Origin of the sequence: Mycobacterium sp. 3-98, from assembly GCF_035918355.1 — a bacterium.
GTDB lineage: Bacteria > Actinomycetota > Actinomycetes > Mycobacteriales > Mycobacteriaceae > Mycobacterium > Mycobacterium intracellulare.
In genome coordinates this window covers 5244429-5263553 of record NZ_CP142360.1, presented here as the reverse complement: position 1 = coordinate 5263553, position 19125 = coordinate 5244429, and the positions used below count along the sequence as shown (strand labels likewise).

The 19125-nt window shown below is 61.5% G+C and carries 16 protein-coding genes; 11 read left to right on the top strand and 5 right to left on the bottom strand.

Annotated elements, in window-relative coordinates; all coding sequences use genetic code 11:
* The first annotated feature begins 531 nt into the window (after nucleotides 1-531).
* From QGN30_RS24635 to QGN30_RS24625, 3 genes are all read left to right on the top strand, one after another.
* Complete coding sequence (locus tag QGN30_RS24635) at nucleotides 532-942, top strand: hypothetical protein (RefSeq protein ID WP_248923403.1); 411 nt, start codon at nucleotides 532-534, stop codon at nucleotides 940-942.
* Between the two features lie 535 nt (nucleotides 943-1477).
* On the top strand, nucleotides 1478-3451 hold the full coding sequence (locus QGN30_RS24630) for a hypothetical protein (protein ID WP_248923404.1): 1974 nt from the start codon (nucleotides 1478-1480) through the stop codon (nucleotides 3449-3451).
* A gap of 163 nt (nucleotides 3452-3614) precedes the next feature.
* Nucleotides 3615-4982: a HEPN domain-containing protein gene (locus QGN30_RS24625; RefSeq protein WP_248923405.1), complete on the top strand. Its 1368-nt coding sequence runs from the start codon at nucleotides 3615-3617 to the stop codon at nucleotides 4980-4982.
* A 332-nt stretch (nucleotides 4983-5314) separates the two neighbouring features.
* Here QGN30_RS24625 and QGN30_RS24620 read toward each other — a convergent pair whose 3' ends face one another.
* Both QGN30_RS24620 and QGN30_RS24615 read right to left on the bottom strand, forming a co-directional pair.
* On the bottom strand, nucleotides 5315-6949 hold the full coding sequence (locus QGN30_RS24620; RefSeq protein WP_248923406.1) for a hypothetical protein: 1635 nt from the start codon (nucleotides 6947-6949) through the stop codon (nucleotides 5315-5317).
* A gap of 427 nt (nucleotides 6950-7376) precedes the next feature.
* A complete protein-coding gene (locus QGN30_RS24615) occupies nucleotides 7377-8804 on the bottom strand; it encodes a hypothetical protein (protein WP_248923407.1) in 1428 nt (475 codons plus the stop codon).
* Between the two features lie 867 nt (nucleotides 8805-9671).
* Here QGN30_RS24615 and QGN30_RS24610 point away from each other — a divergent pair.
* Complete coding sequence (locus QGN30_RS24610) at nucleotides 9672-9986, top strand: hypothetical protein (RefSeq protein WP_248923408.1); 315 nt, start codon at nucleotides 9672-9674, stop codon at nucleotides 9984-9986.
* Between the two features lie 171 nt (nucleotides 9987-10157).
* On the opposite strand, the gene QGN30_RS24605 is transcribed toward QGN30_RS24610, so the two are convergent.
* Nucleotides 10158-10427 (bottom strand): hypothetical protein, encoded by a 270-nt coding sequence (locus QGN30_RS24605; RefSeq protein WP_248923409.1) that lies wholly within the window; start codon nucleotides 10425-10427, stop codon nucleotides 10158-10160.
* A gap of 624 nt (nucleotides 10428-11051) precedes the next feature.
* Nucleotides 11052-11345 carry a hypothetical protein gene (locus QGN30_RS24600; RefSeq protein ID WP_326565932.1) on the bottom strand — a complete coding sequence of 98 codons (294 nt, stop codon included), beginning with the start codon at nucleotides 11343-11345 and terminating at the stop codon, nucleotides 11052-11054.
* A gap of 297 nt (nucleotides 11346-11642) precedes the next feature.
* Here QGN30_RS24600 and QGN30_RS24595 point away from each other — a divergent pair, with 297 nt between their 5' ends.
* From QGN30_RS24595 to dmpG, 6 genes are all read left to right on the top strand, one after another.
* The gene (locus tag QGN30_RS24595; RefSeq protein WP_248923411.1) at nucleotides 11643-11996 is read left to right on the top strand and encodes a hypothetical protein; all 354 of its coding nucleotides are present in this window, start codon (nucleotides 11643-11645) and stop codon (nucleotides 11994-11996) included.
* Nucleotides 11997-12412: 416 nt separating this feature from the next.
* Nucleotides 12413-13543, top strand: a complete 1131-nt coding sequence (locus QGN30_RS24590) for an XdhC family protein (protein ID WP_248923645.1) — start codon at nucleotides 12413-12415, stop codon at nucleotides 13541-13543.
* Nucleotides 13540-14082, top strand: a complete 543-nt coding sequence (locus tag QGN30_RS24585; protein WP_248923412.1) for a nucleotidyltransferase family protein — start codon at nucleotides 13540-13542, stop codon at nucleotides 14080-14082. Before QGN30_RS24590 ends, QGN30_RS24585 begins: the two co-directional genes overlap by 4 nt.
* Before the next feature lie 640 nt (nucleotides 14083-14722).
* On the top strand, nucleotides 14723-15535 hold the full coding sequence (locus QGN30_RS24580; protein ID WP_248923413.1) for a 2-keto-4-pentenoate hydratase: 813 nt from the start codon (nucleotides 14723-14725) through the stop codon (nucleotides 15533-15535).
* A complete protein-coding gene (locus QGN30_RS24575) occupies nucleotides 15532-16440 on the top strand; it encodes an acetaldehyde dehydrogenase (acetylating) (RefSeq protein ID WP_248923414.1) in 909 nt (302 codons plus the stop codon). Before QGN30_RS24580 ends, QGN30_RS24575 begins: the two co-directional genes overlap by 4 nt.
* Complete coding sequence (gene dmpG, locus QGN30_RS24570) at nucleotides 16437-17477, top strand: 4-hydroxy-2-oxovalerate aldolase (RefSeq protein ID WP_248923415.1); 1041 nt, start codon at nucleotides 16437-16439, stop codon at nucleotides 17475-17477. Before QGN30_RS24575 ends, dmpG begins: the two co-directional genes overlap by 4 nt.
* A 59-nt stretch (nucleotides 17478-17536) precedes the next feature.
* Here dmpG and QGN30_RS24565 read toward each other — a convergent pair whose 3' ends face one another.
* A complete protein-coding gene (locus QGN30_RS24565; RefSeq protein WP_248923416.1) occupies nucleotides 17537-18085 on the bottom strand; it encodes a TetR/AcrR family transcriptional regulator in 549 nt (182 codons plus the stop codon).
* 118 nt (nucleotides 18086-18203) lie between these two features.
* Here QGN30_RS24565 and QGN30_RS24560 point away from each other — a divergent pair, with 118 nt between their 5' ends.
* Nucleotides 18204-19118, top strand: coding sequence for an IclR family transcriptional regulator (locus QGN30_RS24560; RefSeq protein WP_248923417.1), 915 nt, complete (start codon nucleotides 18204-18206; stop codon nucleotides 19116-19118).
* Nucleotides 19119-19125: the final 7 nt, after the last annotated feature.

The window sequence follows — 19125 nt, the reverse complement described above, 5'->3', positions numbered from 1 at the left end:
CGGCGCCTTATGGCCAAGGTTCCTCCCGAATAGTGTTGCACGCCTTACGAATCAGGGTCCCAGCCATGGCGGGCGACCAGCCAATTCGAGCAGTAACCGCAGTCGTAAATTCGTTCTGACCATGCTCGTACGGACGAATTGCCTTACACCCGCGTCGATTCCAGCCACTCTTTGACATCACCCAGCAGCCACCGGCGGTGCCGGTCACTCAGCCTCATATGATGTGGACCCGGCGCAGCGATGCCGCGTTCCCGTCTAGCTGCCCAGTCGTGCAGCGTCGAAACCGGAACTCCCGTCATCGCTCGAACCTCATGGGCGGTCAGCATCACCGGACCGTCTTCCACAGCAGTCATGATCTCTAACTCCGTCTCCCGCCGTTCGTAGTGGTCGGCAGGTCATACCGCGATCATGAGGCATGGTCCTCGATCCTGGCTACCAGTAGAGCAACATTCGATGGTAGATACCAGCGGCGCCGCGGCCGCACTCCAACTCTGACCTCCTCGCCGCGGCGACAGCCGGGGATTTCATCGCGTGTGCGGCTTCGCCGTGCTGGCCTTCAACCACCACCGCATTGTTCTGGAAGTTGATGGCACACACCACTACACCGACGACCATGGGGGGAGCCTCAGCAACTCGGTATGCGGACGATGCTCGCTTCGACCGAGACATGCCAGTTACGCGACTATGCCGTATCTCGGTTCGGCGGAGCGGAACGAACAGGCGATACCGATGATCACTGAGTTCTTCAATGCGATGTTCACCAGGACGGCATTGGTGGCTAATCACGACGTCGTGCTGCCCGTGAGGCCTCGGAGGTGGGCATCCGAACCGGAGATTCCCGACTCCGCGGTGATGATGGGTTTCCGGCCGCTCAGCCTTCTGGGCGAGCAAGCCGTGACCTATTGCCGGCCTTCGATTGGACGTAAGCGCCTGTCGAGCTGATCGACTACGTCAATGAGGTCGAGCACTGCTTTAGGAGAGCCTGAAAGCCCACCTCATGGGGAGGCGAAGGGTGCCCTGAGCAGCAAATTTAGCACCATCGGGTGCCACTCGGAACCACGGCGTGTCGGGGATTCACCGACCATAGGAAGGCGCCGGCTATTCAAATGGCAGCTGTGTGGAGCTGGTCTATACCTCAGATGCGCTGGGGTCGGCGGTCAGCCAGGTGAACCCTCAGCGGACTGGCGCCAAGAACAAAATCTCTGCTGTGCTTTACAGCGGTAACGCAACTAGTTCTGACGGATCGGACCGCGCTTATCAATCGGACTCCGTCCATCTGGCGCTTATAGGTCTGGGACGTGATGGCGGCCATTTATATTGCTAGGCGGCATCACGGTCATGGTCGCGATAGTAGAACTCGGCGAACCACTTCCGCTGCTCAGATTATTCAAGAATAGGTAGGGCGGTGTGGTGTGAGCGATGGCGTGACAGGTGTCGGCTGCGGCGCGGGCGCCGTAGCCGCTTTCAGGCCGATGCCATGACGTTGTTCGAACAGCAGCAGCGCTGGCTTGAGGAACTGCGCGAGTACACCCGCAGGGAGGGAGCTGTCACCTGCAGCTCCGGCCACATGCCGTTGACCGCGATCGCGCAGGAGATCGCGGCTTCGGGCGCTGACCCCCGGCCGCACGACCACATGCATATCGACAGTTGGGCATCGAGAGCGGCCGACCTCTCCGACACTCTCGACTGGATCGGGCCCGACCTCCGGCCACTCGTCGACAATCCGGCCCGTGCGGTCCACCAGGCGATCAGCAGCGGCTTACTGGTGCCGCGCGCTGGCGCGCGACCACTGATCGATGACACGAAGCGCCCCTTCGTCGCCGCACAGACCGCCACGCTCGCCGCGATCTTTGACCACGATGACGTGCTCGTCGCAGCGTGGCGAGACTTCGTTCGAGCGTGCAAAGATATCGACCACGTTCGGTATCCGAGCGAACGGATCGCCTTCCTGCGCGACACCGTCGTGGGGCTCATCGAGTACCGCAAGCAGGATCGCGGGTTTTTCAGCCCTATGTCGACTGCCGTTGAAGTGCTCGTCGGCAATGCGGTGAGCGTGCGGCAGGCACAAGCGATGGTCGGCGATCCTGTCGACACGTCGACGCGGTTCGACCCGAATGCGCCTGTCAATCTGACCGAGGACGAGCGCGCTGACCTTGCGGCGCGCTGCGTCCTCAGGCGGCGACCCGCCGGCAACTATGCGGTCTGGTTCCGCCTGAGCCCCGGTTACCTCCGGCCGAATCCCAGTGTCACTCACGGCGACATCACGTTCTACGAAGCGCAGGCACTTGCCAGCGTGCTGGCCCACCCCGACCGCGCGCGGGAATTGTTTGACGTCGTGCCAGAAGAACTGCTCACCAACGAAATTCGTGCTCTACAGAGGGACCGATGGAGCGAAATCGACGACCACTTGGGGTTCCGAGCAATCCCAGGCTTGGTGTACGCCCGGGTCAAGGTTCACGATGTCGGGAGCCGCCGGGCCACGGAGACAGCCAGGATGCACCTCGACGCTGTGCTCGCGGTGGTCGCTGTCCACGAACACATGTGGAAGGTACTGGGCAGCTGCCTGGTTTACGACATCGACAATCCACAGCGGAACCACTCGCTTCCGAGATGGGGATTGATACAGCCACGGCCCGAACCTACCTACTACCAAAATGACCATTTCACAAGGGATTTAGCCAGTTTCACCGCCGACGGCCACCTGATCACCGCCGAGGTTGCCAGGCAGCTACGGCCGCCGCTTCGTCTCATGTCCGCCTTGACAGAAGCTCGACAAATTGATTCCGAAGCCGTCGTGATGGCCGCTGTGCGCGCCATCGAACACTGCAACAACTGGACCGCACCCACTGGCGGCCACCGCTGGTACGGATTCGTCGATGAGTATTTGGTCGATGAGTACACGCTCACAGCGTTCGCTCGGCGAGTAGTAATCGACGTCTTCCACGCGTCTGAGACGTACCTACCCGACAGCACGCCAGGCGCGGTAACCCCACAGGAACTCAATGCGATTCGCGAAGACATCATCGTGAACGAATGGGGCACGGCTATCGACAGGTCTAAAGCCGTCGCCCACGTCGCCGCACTGCGCCGCATCTACGCCGACCACTGGCTGGCGCGTCGGCTGGCTGAGACCGACGACATCATCTCGTCCGGGGCAGCACTCAGCCTTGTCTTCTCCAACGAACAAGCCCGCGTCGACTCGAGGGTTAAACGGCTCACCAGATCGAGAAACGCTGCTGTTCATGGTGGCCCGTTGTCCGAGGCGGCGTGTGCCACCATCGCGGACTTCGCCACGGTGGTTGCACAGAGTGCTCTGCATAACAACATCAGGGCCATCGTCGACGGCCACCAAGCCGATGCCCACGCGACAAGCCGGCGCGACGAGTACCGCCAGCGAATCGAGAATCTAGAGCGCGGCGGGGATTTGGAGAATCTCTTCGCGCTCACGTAGTCACCCTCGGGTGATAACTGCGACGAAGAGGGGTCGAGCAAGCAGACATGCACACGAACGCAAGCAGACTTAAACGCAGGCCGCCGATAACTGGTGTCGCAGAACCTGTTTCGAAAACCGATCGATTCTTGAAGCGGATACGCCGTCGGCAGCGGACGACGCGATGAGTATCGGCGGCGAGTTCTGGATACCGGACAACCCGAGTCACCGAATACGCGGGGAGTTCACCGCCGAGCTCGGCAGAAAGCCAGAGGCGAATCTGACCGCGAATCTGGTTGATGATCAGCGCGTCACGGTGCATCGAGATCCAAGTGGAAGAGTAACGGGCTGGTCTGTTTCGGCTGAGGCAACGCGATCGGTCGTGTCATTCCTGCCGACCACCTTGCACGGCAAGCTAGACAACGGAAAGCACGTTACCCTGATCGAGGCGCAAAACTATGGTAGTGCAGGGGATTTCAGCCCACGATATATCACGAACGCCGGTGCCATCGTCGGTGCTCTCGTGTCGAAAGATCAGCTCTACAGCTCCGTGCGCTTCCGCATGGACCGTCCGTACTCGCTCACGCACCTAGCCGACGGTGAGTCCAGCGAGGTCGCAGATGATGGCTCCAAGCTGAGTGTAGAGGCGGCTGATAGCGAGGACTGGGCTAGTGATAACTGGCTTGTCTACGACTCTGCTAAGGGTGACACGTTGCGGCAGCTAGAAGTGCGCGTGGTATCGGGTTGCCTAGCATTGCTGCAGTTGGCTATGTATCCCGACGAAGATCGGAACACCCGGGAAACTCAGGTACGAATCCACCCCGAAGGCGACTGGCTGCAGGTGCACGGGCCGGCATTTTGTTCCGGGCTGAGTGAGTTTGAAAATCAGCCCTTATTGAAGCCTGATCAGCTCAGCATCGAGAGCTACGCCAAATGGATTGAACTCCATACGAAGCTCGACGGACTCACCTGGGTGGTCGCCCGCCCGTTTATGGGTGCTGCGCAGACACGCGTTCTGTTACTCACGGCCCTAATTGAGGGATTCCACCGCGGGTTGCCTGGATACGAACAGGCGAAGTTCCCGGGTGTCGCTAAAAATGTGCTGCGCCGGGTGTACGAGGCCGCCCGAACGGCGGCTGTTACCCAAGCCTCGGCTGAAGGGCTCGACTCGAGCCTTGTCGCGAAAGCGGTTACTTTCTATCGGCAAGTAAGTTTCCAAGAGCGTGCACAGGCAATCGTCACAGAGGTATGCAGCGTGGTACCAGAAATCAGCGAGTCCATCACTGAGCTGGCTGGCCGAATCACGAAGGCGCGCAACAGTCTTGCGCATATCTTAGATGATAAGGCGCCGTTAGAGGACCGCGTCCTTCAGTGGCTCATTGTTTCTGGGGCGACCTCTTGGCTGCTGAGATGTCTGCTGCTATTGCAAGTTGGTATCGAGCCGCAACTGTTACGCGAGAGACTGTTGATGTTTCAACGCTTCGCGTTCTTTCGCGCAAATACAGCGCAGCACGTCCAAGAGCTCGGCTGGGATCTGCCGTCACCGAACTAGCGGCACCGAGACGAGAATCGCTTATTTCTTGGAGCGTTTCGGAATTTCCGTGAGGATCGTCAACTGCTGCTGCCCGGTTAAGGGTTCAGTGTCAGCGGAGTGATGGACAACACGCAGCGTGGGACCCTCATGCTGAGAGCACGTAACAGAAGCGGCGTCTATCCAAGCCGCGATGTCGGCCTTCAAGGTCCGCGCTGTCGGCGACAACAGCGACGGTGGCCGGTTAGTCAAACGGTGCGCAGATGCGATGACCTGGTCAGATAGCCACGTTCCGCATGTTTGGTTCAACATCTCCGCTTCCTTTTTCGCCATAGCGCTAAAGAGTACGTCGCTCAGCTGACATCTTCTGTCTTCGAATCACCCTTGGTCTCAACTTGTGACTGCTCCCGCGCAGGTGAGGGCTGCCCACTTGCTACCGCGAACGCGACCACCACCTCGTCCTCTTTGTCTTTCACGGCGACTTCACTCCATCCTCGGCCGATCGGAGACGCCAGCAGTTTATTTCGCTCAGCGGTGCGGTTGCCATCACGTCTGCGCCCGGCCTCGAATACCTCGTCGTACCGTCCTGGCCCGAAGCCAAGGAACGGCCGAAACGGAACACGCTCCGGATCCGCCGCAGCTTGCAACGGCGGAACAGCGTCGATGAAGTGTCGATAGAGTTCGCTCGCCATACTCTTCGGATACGGCTCGATGTACTGAACTTCGATAACTCCCGCTCCCACAATGATTTTCGTGCATTCGTGACACGGAAAAGTTGTCGTGTAGAGCGTCGAGCCGTCCACAGCCACTCCGGTGCGGGCTGCGCTGACGATCGCCGCTTGCTCAGCATGCAAGCACCTGTTGAATTCGATTAGGGAGGTAGCGCGAATATTGTGGAGGACCGGGGGTTGCCCATCCCGCTTAGCCAAAGCTTCCTTCAGCACTGCAGCCCCGCCAGCTTCGTTGCGTTCGTCGCTGAAGTACTCCGCCGCGGCGAGCTTCTCGAACACCTCGCTCAGCAACCGCGTGACATACGTTGGGTTGGGGTCACGACCCGTCTGAAAGTCCCGGTAGTCAGGAGAGTCGCCTTCGCGGTACTGTCCGCCGCCTGGCTTCGGCACCTCGTTGGTACCGACAAGGTAGGGATCGCCACCCGCAGGAAGCAGCACGGCTCCGACTTGCCGGCTGAGCGCCGCGGACCTCAGTGCTGCGGCCTTTGCGTGACGCATCGCATCCTCGTGCTGCAGTGGGGTGAGGAATGGCGCATCGAAAACGCCGTCGAGGAAGCGTTCGAGGTGATCTGTCCAGTTCAACCCGACGCGAACCGGCAAAAAATAGTCTGCAGCGGCGAAAACATCGCGAACCTGCTGACCACTTTTGTCGTCCGGATCGCCCTTATCGCGCCGCATCAGCTCGGCTAGCTCAGGATCGTTCTGGGGAGAGCTGAACGTGCCCTGCTGAGACGCTTGATCTTCAGCGAGGTTCTGTTCACATTCATCGGCGTCCTGAACGATTGACAGCAGCCAGAATCCGGCGCCATATACGTTCCGCAGTAGCCGTGCTTCGCGGGGATGCTTGAGGCTATCGAACACGTACACGATCGGCTGAACGTCGGTGTCCTCGTCGGCTTGACCCCCAACGGTTTCACGCATTCGCGCGACCCGCACAATCGCCAACGCGGCAACTGCACTGTCCTCGCCGGTCTTCCGGCGCAGCTCGTCACCGGCGTCCATACGCATTTTGTAGTAGTGCGGCTCCCCGCGACGCGGAAGCGGGTTGCCGCTCTCGCGAGGTACATCGTCGAGCAGATCCGCTAAACGCACCCGTTCCATCCCGTAGCCGTATTGCGTTAACTGCGCTTCCAGCTCCGATAGCACCTGATCGCGGCTGGATCCAATTGGCGCTACCAATCCGATGAACAGGTCATGTCGGCCGGGCGCACCGTCAGTCAGCAACCGAAGTGCTGTATCGCGGTGTTCCTCAACCACAATTCCTCCAGCCTGATCGCCGAGTACAACGTTTCAGAATACTGGAACACGTCACCGCAACGCCATGGCCGATGGCAGCGCAGCAACCTCTATTCAGGGCGTGGCAATGCCCAGACCCTAGATCGACCAACGGTCAATTCTCCGCCGGAGTGCCTGGTAAATGCCCAGCATGTGCAAACCAGCACCACGACTGCCCCGCTTAACCTGCGGCATCGTTATTGGCTCCCCGGCGCCCCCAGCGAGCATTCGCGGCCCGCCGCGCTTTCCTCGTCGTCGGAGTCGGCAGCGCCGGCAACTCGGTCTTGAGCGACTGAATCATGCGAGCCGTCGATTGCCGCAACAACCACAGCTCAGCCGAGAGCTTCACGCGCAGCTTCACGTCATCGCAGTCGTCATATGTCTAGGTTGGTGGACATCGCGTATCGGGTCAGTCGAGAAGTGGTGTGTCGGCGGTGGTGGAGGCGTCGTGTGCCGCACGGTTTGCCGTCGCGCGCCCCTCGGGTTGTCTGCGGGCTGGGCTGGTGTGGAGGTCGAGTCCGCTGTTGTGGAGTGCTTGGCGCATGGTATCGGCGAGTGTTCGTGATTGGTGTGTATCAACAACTTTCATGATTTCGGTTGCGGCGAGCGTGGTGACTTTGTCCAGTGCTACTTCTCGGGCCTGCCGCTGGGATAGCCAATCTTCGGCGTATTCGCCATAGTCGCGGAAGAGGAGCGCTGGGGCGTCGATGCGGCTTTCGCGGTTGGCGTGGGCGTAATCAAAGAGCGCGAGATCGAGCGAGCGGTGTTGCGACCAGCCGGCGACGGTCCGCCAGCGGCTCGGGGTGGTCGAGGGTGTGGTCTGCAATTCTTGAGCGGCGTCGGGTTTGGTGTGCCACAACCGCAATCGCGCGGCGTGGTGCAGGGTGCAGCGCAGGATTCCCATGGCGCGGTCGTCTTCTTCGAGCCACAGCCAATACCCGGAGAGCAGGGTTGCCGAGATTTGGGTGGCGGCGGCAGCGATGTGTGGTCGGGACTGGTTCCAGTGCGCGCACAGCGCGGCGAACTCCGCGGTCAAGATCTGCGCGGACCGCGGGCCCAGATGTCGGCGAATCTGCAGGCGCCCGTGTGAGTGTTCGAGGTCCAGGGCATGAGAGTGCTCAGTGATCGCGAATCTGATGTAGCGGTGCGCGGCGAAGGCGAGTTCGGCGAGCTCTCGCGGCGTGGGATGCTCAGCGCGGGATCTGTCGGCGAGCACAGCGTGGTAGTCGGTGTAGAGCTGGAAGAGTTCGTTGATGTTGGTGGAGGAGGCTAGTTCGGTGCGCGCCAGCGGCACCAGGGCCGGGGTCGGTCGTGTGAGCGGCGACGTGCCCAGCGGCACTGGTGTTGTCGACGCCGGCAGGGCAGGTGGTCGCCCTAGAGCCGACTCCGAACCGAGTGCGTGTGCGGCGTCGGGGTGTCTTGAGACTGCACCTTTTCCTGATGAGGCGAGTCGCATCTGCATCAGGCACAGCGACAGCGCATCACAGAGAGCATCGGTCGCCGAGTCTTCGGCGTCGAGGTCGTGAACAACCTCGCAGTCGGTCGGCCGATCAGGTGGTAGTGCGTCGATGAGCTGACAGAGTTCGTGATACACGTGGGCAGGGCATATGGTCCGCCGGTCAAGTTGGACATGCTCATGCTCGGTGCGGATCACACCTTTGGTGGGTGGGTGGTTGTCGATATCGTCGAAGATGTCGCCTGCCCCGACGTCGGTGCTGTATTGACCGACCATGTCCATGGCGCCGCGTGTCCACGCTCTGGCGATAAACGATTCCATCGATTCGTAACGGCGCTGGACGACAGGTTCGGCCAGCGACAGGTCGTGTCCATCGGCCAAGTTGTTGCCGCAAAATGATTGCGGCGCCCACGGTTTGGCCGGCGAGCATCAAGCGCAGCGCCGCGATGGTGCTTTCCAGACTCCAGGACAGGTGTGTTGGCCATGGGCTTTCATGCGGCGGTGAATACAGCAGCAGCTGACGGCCTCCGTGGGTAAGAGCTGCGTCCAATGCGCTGATCGCCAACAGATGAGGAACGCAGTGGTCCATGCAACGTTGGGCAACGGCATCGAGGTTGTCGATCCGCGTCGTGTGACGACTGACGAGTGCAGCGGCCAGTTGTGCTGGGCCGCTTGCGGCGACGCGTGTATAGGCTTCGACGGTGGGTGCAATGAGGCGAGTGCGTCGTTCGGCCTTGATTATCGCGCGTTCGGCTTCTTTGGGCGTCGGTTGCACCTGACCGAGCCTGCGTTCGAGCTGTGGCGACTTTTGCGTCCCATCGTGTTGGTCCCTCCCGTTACTGGCCGCGACCCGGGGCGAACCCCGCACCAACGGGACCGACCTCAGTCCTCTTGGTGGGCAACGAGTATCCGCGTCGGCCCGCAACTGGCCTGGTATTGCCGCAGCGTAAAACGCGGCCCGAAAATCCGTCTACCGCTGACCCGGAAATAACTCGCCACGACATCACCCAACGTCGAAAAGCTCCGGATCCTCGGGAATTTGCGGTGTCGACAGTTCGCGAGCAGCCCGCAACGCGTACGGTGGCAACGGGGGCTTGACCACGATCTGCAGTTCTGATCCCAACAACTCGCCGCGTGGCCGCCCGTCGTCAGTGCAACCGTTCCTAGATTGGGATCCGCCCAAGAGACGTCGGTAGTTTCAGGGCGCGCATTCGCATCAAAGATGCTCTGCGAGCGCACAATGGCGATATGGACGATCTGGTACCGACCGAGTTGCTCACCGGGGTGTTGGGCCGGCATTTGCGGCTCCCAGCGAGCTGGGATGACGCGGAGCGGGGGGAGTTCGTCGCCGAAGCCGCTCAAGAAGTCGCGTACAGAGTGGCGGAGCTGGCCGATGATTGGGCAGATCGGGCAGTGACCGAATGGGGCCGAGCGCACTGGCTTTTACCCAATGCTGAAACCCAAGCCGAGCTGGTGCGGCAGGCCCGCAGAGCCGCACTGGTCGCGGTGTTGTGCGAGGTGCTGCCCGAGGTGGCGGTCGACGAATTCTTCGCGGTGGCCTGACATTTTTGACCGCCGCGTCGACGCCGCCGCGGCGTCGGGCGACCGCGGCCAGAATCGCTGCACAGGGCAGCTCGCGCCGCGAGGACAGCAGGAGAGGAAGCGCGTCCCGGCGCGGCCCCGCCAGCGTGGCGCGCTGCGCGGCCCCGCGGGCGCGGACCCGCGCCCCTGCGGTTAGGCCAGCAATCGGGCGGCCCGAAGCGCAGTCAGCAGCCGCGCGGCCGCACGCACCGTGGCGTCGTGCTCGCCACGATGCAAACTGCCCAGGGTTGCGGCATCGGCCAGGCCGTCGAGCACATCGCGGCACGCACGGGGCGAGGTAAGGACGATCGCGGCCGCGCGGGTAGGGTCTGGTGATGGCGCGTGCAGCTCCACAACGCGGTCGCGATACTCCACGCACACCACCGGCGTTTCGACTCGCTCCACCACACGCTCGACGCGCAATCCGATCGCTCCAGACCGAGCAGCACGACGCTCCTCATAAGCGGCCCGCCGGCATACCTGCGAGCACCACACCCGTGGACGACCCCTACCGACAGCCGCAGGCAGCTCGGCCCGACAGCGCGGACAGACAGGCCGATCGGACACGAAGAAACACTAACTTAATTTCGTACGGACGAAAAGCGCTGACCGATCCACGCCCCGAATGCAAGAGGTGTGTGGTCTCTGGGGTGGCCGAGAATCGGGTCGTGGTGGTGCTCGTTGGTGTGTGACGCACGGACGGGATCGGCTTCTGTTGTGGAGCAGGGGGATCGGGCAACAGGGGTGGTGGACAAATGTGGACACACTGGTGTTGGTCAGTGCCGCAGAGAGGGCGTCAACTCGAAATCCAGCGACGCGCAGGTGTGTTTGCGAGGCGCAGAAAGCCAACGGAGCCCACGCTGAGCGTGGACGTCAAAAAGGTCGCTGACGCAGCGTCGTTCTTGTTGAGCACGGGCGATCGGCTGCCGCGGCCGAGTGGGAGCACAACTGTATCCCCGAGGTTCAAGCGGAGGGGAGCGGCGCCGTCAATGAACACCGCCAGTCCTGCGCTGCGCCAGCGGCGCAGCGCAGGACCGCGGTCAAGGCTCACCGCGATCGCAGAACTGGCGGGGTTGCTGAGCTGCGCGCGGTGTTGAAGGCGCGCTTCGCGGGCAGCTGTACTAGATGCGGCCAACCGCGCGGGCGCACGGCGCGGACGCCGCCGCGTCCAACGGCGCGGCGTTCGCTGGTGGACAGCGCATCGCGGCCGCGGTCGTGAGCGAACGCCGCGCCGTTGGTGGCCACGATCGTTCCTGCGGCAGCCCACGAGGTGTCGGTGGTCACCCGGATAAACGGCAGGGGATCGAACTTGCCGTTGCCCTGAGGTGTCCGCAGCGCCACGTCGACGCGTGAAAGAAAAATACCAAGTCCCAACGATGGTGATCGCGAACGAGATCACTGTGCATCGCGATATTGCTGCCCTACTGCACCATTCAAACCAGTGCACCATTCAAACCAGCTCGATCACGGAGGCGCCAACGCTGCGTCGAGGACAACCGCGCTCACCCGACCTCCGCCGGCCAGGCCTCGCTTATGTCTGATAGGCGATTGGGTCGATTAGGCGATGACAGAATAGGATCGACGGATCGGCCCCGAGCTGCCCTGGCTCGCATCGTCCTATCCGCCACGAGGTATGCCGTGAATGTCGAAACGCAAGCAGATATCGAACGATTGATGGTTGAGCGGAAAATCTCGTTTGTGTTCAGGCCATGCATCACCGAACGGCCGGACGGGACATGGGTCGCGCGCTACCCGGCCGCCGACTGGTCAGTCACCGGCCGCGACGCCGACGAAGCCCGCCAGCGGCTACACGCTGAACAGCTCGCCAGGATCCGCGACCCTAACCGTTCCGATTGGAAGGTTGATGCCGTCCGTCGGCACTTCGCGGAAGGGCCGCTCGACGGTGTTTACGAGCTAGATAATGCCGTAGCCGACCGTGTCATCGAAGCCGGGACGCAGGCGGCGCTGAACGCAGCGGTTGGCTCACCTTAGCCAAGTTCTACGAACTGTCGTGCTCTGCTGAGGAGCTCGAGGGAAAAGTCACGTGCGACGCTGTCTCCGACAGGTACTGATTGCCGGTGCACCGTCGGAGGTTAGCGGGGGATCAGGAACTGGTCCACTCTGCGGGACGCAACGCTTTGAATTTTGACCTATCCGGCGCGACATTAGCCCGATAAAACGTCATCTCAAGTCTGGCGCTGCGAAAGAAACCACGTAATGGTGTGCCATCGCCCAATGAGTGCCCTGGTCACACTCAACCGCTCACAGGCGCATGCTACTCAGCGGCGCTGCAGCGTCTTTACGGCAGTCGCCGGGCTTTTCCTCCGGGCCTTCAAGGTCCGGGTCGAGCTTGCATGCGTTCTGATCAGAACCCACCGGCGCGGCGCCCGGGTCGGGTCTTAGCGGCGATGCGCGATGTCCTGCCGGAGTTGACCGCGATCTGGCGAACTGGGAGCACTGCCGGCGTCGCAACCGTGGTGCGCATGTTCGGGTCGGCACCGCGATCAGTTGGTGCGGTGATGGTAGTCGCCCCAGACGGGAAGGTCGCCGGATCGATATCCGGCGGCTGTGTAGAGGCGGCGGTCTACGAATTGGTCACCGAGGTGGTACGCACCGGAACGCCCAAGCTGCAGCGGTTTGGAGCCGATGCGGACGATCTACTCGTTGCTGGTCTGACCTGTGGCGGAGAGATCGATATCTTCGCCGAGCCCATATCCCAAACGGTTTTCCCGCAATTGCAGACGGTCGCCAATTGTATCTTTGCTGAGCGCCCGGTGGGTGTCGCCACCGTTGTCGCGCATCCCGACGCTAGCTGGCTTGGCCGCCGTCTTATCGTTACCCCGGGATCGGTCGATGGGTCGCTAGGGTCTGCCCGCGCTGACGCTGCTGTGAGTCACGACGTGCGCGGACTGCTCGCCGTCGGAAGCACCGGCATTGTCAATTACGGGCTCGATGGCGAGCGGAACGAGTTCGGCATGGAGGTATTCGTGGCCAGTCATTTGCCGCGGCCCCGGATGATCATTTTCGGTGCAAACGACTTCGCCGCTGCTTTGGCAAAGCAGGGCGCGTTGCTCGGTTACCGAGTCACAGTGTGTGACGCTAGGCCCGTCTTTGCGACCGGAGCCCGTTTCCGGACCGTCGATGAGGTCGTCGTCGACTGGCCCCATCGATATTTGACGACGCAGGCGGAACAACGCTTGCTCGATGGCCGGACTGTGGTCTGTGTCCTGACCCACGACGCCAAGTTCGACGTGCCGGTACTACAGAGGGCGCTGCGCCTGGGCGAGTTGGGCTACGTGGGGGCCATGGGTTCGCGTCGCACACATCAGGACCGGATCGCCCAGTTGCGCGCGGCGGGGCTTACGGACGCTGAGCTGAGGGGGCTCGCAAGCCCGATCGGGCTGGACCTCGGGGCCTGCACACCGGCGGAAACCGCCGTGTCGATCGCCGCCGAGATCATCGCTCGTCGCTGCGGCGGCGGCGGTCGCCCGTTGACCGACATCGACTGCGGCATACACCACGACGACGAGGCGCCATGAACGCCCATATCGTTGGAGTGCTGCTAGCCGCTGGCGCTGGGAGGCGATACGGAAAGCCAAAGGTGCTTGTCGACGGCTGGTTGGACATCGCAGTGAATGCGCTGCGGGACGGGGGCTGCCGCCACATCGTTCTTGTGCTGGGTGCCGCCGACGTGCCGCCTCCTGTCGGCGTTACCGCGGTCACCGCGCGGGATTGGCACAGGGGCGTGAGCGCATCGGTGCGTGCCGGCCTAGCCGTCGCAGAGAGTCTGCAGGCAGACTTCGCGGCGCTGCATGTCGTCGACACTCCAGATGTTGGAGCATCGGTTGTCGCGCGAGTGATTGACCGGGCATTGGAGTCCCAAAGTGGGCTCACCCGCGCCTATTTCAGCGGTCGCCCCGGCCATCCCGTTGTCCTGGCGCGCAGACACTGGAACGCTGCCCTGGCCAAGATCACCGGGGACACCGGCGTGGGTGCCTACTTGCGCACTCGGACAGACCTGGACACCGTGGACTGCAGCGACATCGCCAGCGGTCACGATATCGACGAACCTGCTTGATTCTCCATGGGGAGACGGGAACACGCTACCCGTCAAGGCGCTTACTTCGACCTTCGGCATATCACGGTTTGCGCCTTTGTGAATTTCGCGGTTCTTGTTGCGGAGCACGGGTTCTGGTGCCGAGCGTTCAATATCCCAACTGGTGTGAGCTTTCAGTGCAACCGGGCCCGCGCTGAAAGTTTGGAACTGAGCCGAAGTTTCACCGGGAGGTGGTAGCTGAGAGGAGGCGGTGAAAGGTGGGGTCGAGTGTGCGTTCGGCTCTGAAAGCCCCGGGCAATTGCACGCCTGTTAACCGGCGCGCTCGGAAAGTATTGGGCGCAGCGCAGCTTTAGTGCTATTGATGCGTCGTCAGGGCCGATCATCCGTGAAACGTCAGTATCAGTTCTGGACACCTCTGTCCATCGCCCATTGACAATCGCTTTGCAATCGTTGGTGAGTTGGATGGTTGGCAGCGACCCGTTGTCGCCGTCTTCCGTCCGTACATGGAGCCCATCACGACCGTGGAATCAGGGGCGGTCCGCTCTTCGGAACAGTGGCCTTGAGTTGTGCCCGTCCTCAGCGCAACGCTTCGACGTGTGCGAATCGTAACGGCGGCTAAGGAAGCGGTGGTCGATCAAGCCTTCGCGAAAGGTAGCCGGTCGTGGCCGATAAGCCATTGACTAAGCCATTGACCTCGGCGGCAGAATCGTTAATTACTGCGTACGCGACCCGGTGCCCGATTCCTCCGCTAGTCGAGACAATTGCCTCTTTGACAGTGCGCCAGGCGTATGACATTCAACTTGAACAGGTTGGACGCTGGGCAGAAGGGGGACGAGTCGTCCGGGGGCACAAGGTAGGTTTGACATCTGCGGTGATGCAGCGGCAGCTCGGAGTCAATCAACCGGACTACGGCCATTTGTTCGCTGACATGTTCCGGCTAGCATCCACGCCCATCGACATCGACGAGTTTATCTGTCCCCGAATCGAACCGGAGATTGCGTTCGTCCTGAAGCGTGACCTGTCCGGTCCCAATGTGACTGTTGCCGAGGCTTTGCGTGCGGTCGATTACGTCCTGCCTGCACTGGAGATCATCGACTCCCGCATTGTTGACTGGCGAATTACGCTGTGCGACACCATCGCTGATAACGCATCATCTGCTGCGGTGGTGCTTGGGACAAAACCCACCAAAATCGACCGTCTAGACCTCAGACTGGCTGGCTGCGTTCTTGATATTGGAGGAGAGGTCGTCGCCACCGGTGCTGGCGCCGCCGTGCTTGGCGCACCACTGAACGCGTTGGTTTGGCTGGCGAATGTGCTTGGCGATCTCGGAATCTGGCTCGAAGCGGGTTCGGTCGTCTTGCCAGGCTCACTGACCGAATCAATTCCGATCGCGCCAGGGTGTGTTTCTGCGTCCTTCACCGACATTGGCTCTGTGACAGCGTTGTTCACGAAGAACGGAGAGCAGCATTTATGACCATCGCCGCTATCGTCGGGCCGGGCAACATCGGAACCGATTTGCTGTTCAAACTTCAACGCAGCGACTGCATCGACGTGCGATACATGGTCGGTGTCGATCCGGCCTCCGAAGGTCTGGCTCGGGCCCGGGCCTGTGGGGTGGAGGCCTCGGCAGGTGGCGTCAATTGGCTGCTTGACCAGCCCGAAGCGCCCGATTTGGTATTTGAGGCCACCTCAGCTCGCGCCCACGCATCCAACGCCGCCGCCTACGCCGCAGCGGGTATCACCGCGATCGATCTAACGCCCGCCGCGGTAGGCCCGTTCATCTGCCCGGCAGTAAATCTCGGCGAACATGCACTAGCACCCAACGTCAACATGATCACTTGCGGTGGTCAAGCAACAATTCCAATGGTTCACGCCGTCTCCCGCGTAACTCAGGTCCCGTACGCAGAAATCGTTGCGTCGATCTCGTCACGTTCGGCAGGACCGGGCACGCGCGCCAACATCGACGAATTCACCGAAACGACTTCCAGTGCAATCGAGTCCGTCGGTGGCGCCAAGCACGGGAAGGCAATCATAATTCTGAATCCGGTCGAGCCGCCAATGATCATGCGCGACACCGTGTTCTGCGCAATATCACCGGATTCTGACCGGGACGCGATCAGTGAATCCGTACACCAGATGGTGACGACGGTGCAGCAGTACGTCCCGGGCTATCGGTTGGTGGCCGAGCCGCAATTCGATCCGCCGCAGCCCGAGTGGCGCGGACATGCGCGCGTTTCACTGTTTCTCGAGGTCAGTGGTAGCGGCGACTACTTGCCCAAATGGGCGGGCAACCTTGACATCATGACCGCGGCGGCGGCACGAGTAGGCGAGCTCGTCGCCGCAGCGCGCCAGCAAAATTCGAAAGTCGAAATGGCATGACACCTCAGATCCGGATCACCGATACGACACTGCGCGACGGTAGTCATGCCGTAAGACACCAGTTCAGCCGGACACAAGTCCGCCAGATCGTCGCCAGCCTCGACGCCGCTGGGGTTGAGGTCATCGAGGTTAGTCACGGCGACGGTCTGGCGGGCTCGTCATTCAACTACGGCTTCAGCGGCACCGACGAACTGGAACTAATCAGTACGGCCGTGGATACCGCTCGACGGTCTCGCATAGCAGTGCTGCTCCTGCCAGGGGTCGGGACGGTCCGCACGCTGGCCGCGGCGCACGACGTCGGAGCTACGGTCGCTCGGATTGCGACACACTGCACCGAAGCCGACGTGTCGGTTCAACATTTCGGCGTGGCACGTCAGCTCGGAATGGAGACTGTCGGCTTTCTAATGTTGTCGCACCGCACCACGCCCGAAGGGCTCGCTAAGCAGGCCAGGATCATGGTGGATGCGGGTTGCCAGTGTGTATACGTCGTCGACTCGGCTGGCGCTCTCCTTCCTGACGGGGTCGAAGCAAGGGTCACCGCGTTAGTGGCTGAACTCGGCGACGACGCTCAAGTCGGTGTCCACGCTCACCAGAACCTTTCGGTCGGAGTTGCCAATTCGATCGCGGGCTATCGCGCGGGAGCCCGCCAGATCGACGGAACTCTGTGCGGGTTGGGAGCCGGTGCCGGGAATGCACCCATCGAGATACTGGTAGCAGCATTCGACATGCTCGGCGTATCAACCGGAATCGACACCGGGAGAATTCTCGCGGCCGCTCAAGAGGTAGTTCGACCGCATATTCCGCAGCTTCCGGTCGTGGATCGCAACGCGATCATTCAAGGCAAATACGGTGTCTACAACTCGTTTTTACTTCACGCCGAGCGCGCCGCCGAGCGCTACGGTGTCCCCGCTCACGTCATCCTGGCGAAGGTCGGTCAAGCCGGGTACGTCGGCGGACAAGAGGACATGATCATTGATGTTGCGGTGCGCCTAGCAGGAGAAATGGCACCGCGGCGCAACGATACGGTCTCCATTTGATCTCGCCTGGATTGGGCTCAACCCCCCGCCGTTGCGTCGGCAACCTGCTTGGCCGCCCGTCACCGCGATAAATGGGCGAGTGCCATATCGATCACCTCGGTATGCGTGTAGCCGGCGTAGTCCGCATACATCAGTTGGCTGGCAATCCACATCGACGCGGTTAGCAAGCAACGACTTTCGACGTCGTCGGGCGACGTGCAGATCTGGCTGAATAGGGAGCGCAGGTAGTCCATACGTTGAGTGTCGATGCGCTGCAACCGGCTTGCTACGTCGGTATCTTGTTGGGCCCAGAGTCGTATTGCGAGATCCGCCCGTGACAGTTCTTCGCTTGCCGCGGCAATAGCAAAGAGCTTCTGCAGTCGTGCGCGCGGGTCGGCGCCTTCAGCCTCAACGCGCTCAATAACGGCACCTGTGCTGGCCTGCTCCCAGGCGTCCAGCACAGCTGTCAGAAGCGACTGACGATCCTCGAAATGCCAGTAGAAGCCACCTTTGGTAACTCCGATCTGCTGAGCAAGCAACTCGACTCTAACGGAGTCAGGGCCTCCGTTACCCAGAGCTCGAAGGCCCGCCCTGATCCAGGCTTCTGGAGGAGTTCGGGCGTTGGCCATTCAACAGTTCCCTTCGATGTCGCCTGGTCTGTGGCTCTTCAATCACCGTAATCTTGCCCTATACGGAACCGTATGGATATAGTGTGATTCTATACGGAGCAGTATGGATCGAGGATAGATGCAGCCACACCTCGCGGCCGATGTCGCCGTAACCACACCCGCTGGTCGGAAATTTGCTGACGAGCTGTCCGACGGCCTGTCGGTAGAGGCGCTCAACGCGCCCGTGTCGCAAGCTGGCCGCGGGCCGGCGTTCACCAACTCGGCAGATGTAGACCTTGCGTCTGGACAGTCGGATTTGAGCACCTCGGTTGGCAAGGCACTGGCTTTGCTCAATGCCTTCGACTCGCCGGCTGGCGTCCTTGGCGTAACCGCGCTAGCAGATGCGGCCGGTATACCGAAGTCAACGGCATTTCGATTGCTCGTCGCGCTTCAGGTAAGCGGATTTGTAGAACGACGCGGAACCGGCTACTGCGTCGGACGTCGGATGTTCGAACTCGGAAACCTCGTCGCGGACTGTCGGCCACGAAGCCTGCGCGACGTCGCCTTGCCCTACCTCAGCGACCTTTACGCGCTTACCCACCAAACCGTGCATCTCGCGACCCTGGATGGAACCGATGTGCTGTATCTGGAAAAGCTGTTCGGTCACAACAAAACACGGGTTCCCTCACACGTCGGTCGTCGGTTCCCGGCGCACTGTACGGCGATCGGGAAGGCGATCCTCGCGCACTCGGATGAAACTACCGTCAACCGCGTAATTCAACGTGGCCTGCGCCCCCGCACCCCGTACACGATCGTGGCACCGGATCTGTTCCGTGGTGTCCTGGAGCGGTCACGCACATCCGGTGTGGCCTACGACCGGGAGGAAGGGACGATCGGCGTCGCATGTGTGGGGGCCCCAATCCTGGCTGGTGACCGAGTAGTAGCTGCCATCTCTGTATCTGGAGCGCCCCCGACATACGATCCGATGCGGTTTGCCAGCGCCGTGCGAAAAGCCGCAGAAGGGATATCGGCAAAACTCAATTTCCGCGCTTAAGAGCACC

Bases quoted from the DNA above. Each gene is read 5' to 3' on its own strand.
- QGN30_RS24575 (WP_248923414.1), top strand. From the start codon at position 15,532: ATGACCATCGCCGCTATCGTCGGGCCGGGCAACATCGGAACCGATTTG.
- dmpG (WP_248923415.1), top strand. From the start codon at position 16,437: ATGACACCTCAGATCCGGATCACCGATACGACACTGCGCGACGGTAGT.
- QGN30_RS24560 (WP_248923417.1), top strand. From the start codon at position 18,204: ATGCAGCCACACCTCGCGGCCGATGTCGCCGTAACCACACCCGCTGGT.
- QGN30_RS24590 (WP_248923645.1), top strand. From the start codon at position 12,413: ATGCGCGATGTCCTGCCGGAGTTGACCGCGATCTGGCGAACTGGGAGC.
- QGN30_RS24610 (WP_248923408.1), top strand. From the start codon at position 9,672: ATGGACGATCTGGTACCGACCGAGTTGCTCACCGGGGTGTTGGGCCGG.
- QGN30_RS24585 (WP_248923412.1), top strand. From the start codon at position 13,540: ATGAACGCCCATATCGTTGGAGTGCTGCTAGCCGCTGGCGCTGGGAGG.
- QGN30_RS24625 (WP_248923405.1), top strand. From the start codon at position 3,615: ATGAGTATCGGCGGCGAGTTCTGGATACCGGACAACCCGAGTCACCGA.
- QGN30_RS24630 (WP_248923404.1), top strand. From the start codon at position 1,478: ATGACGTTGTTCGAACAGCAGCAGCGCTGGCTTGAGGAACTGCGCGAG.
- QGN30_RS24565 (WP_248923416.1), bottom strand. From the start codon at position 18,085: ATGGCCAACGCCCGAACTCCTCCAGAAGCCTGGATCAGGGCGGGCCTT.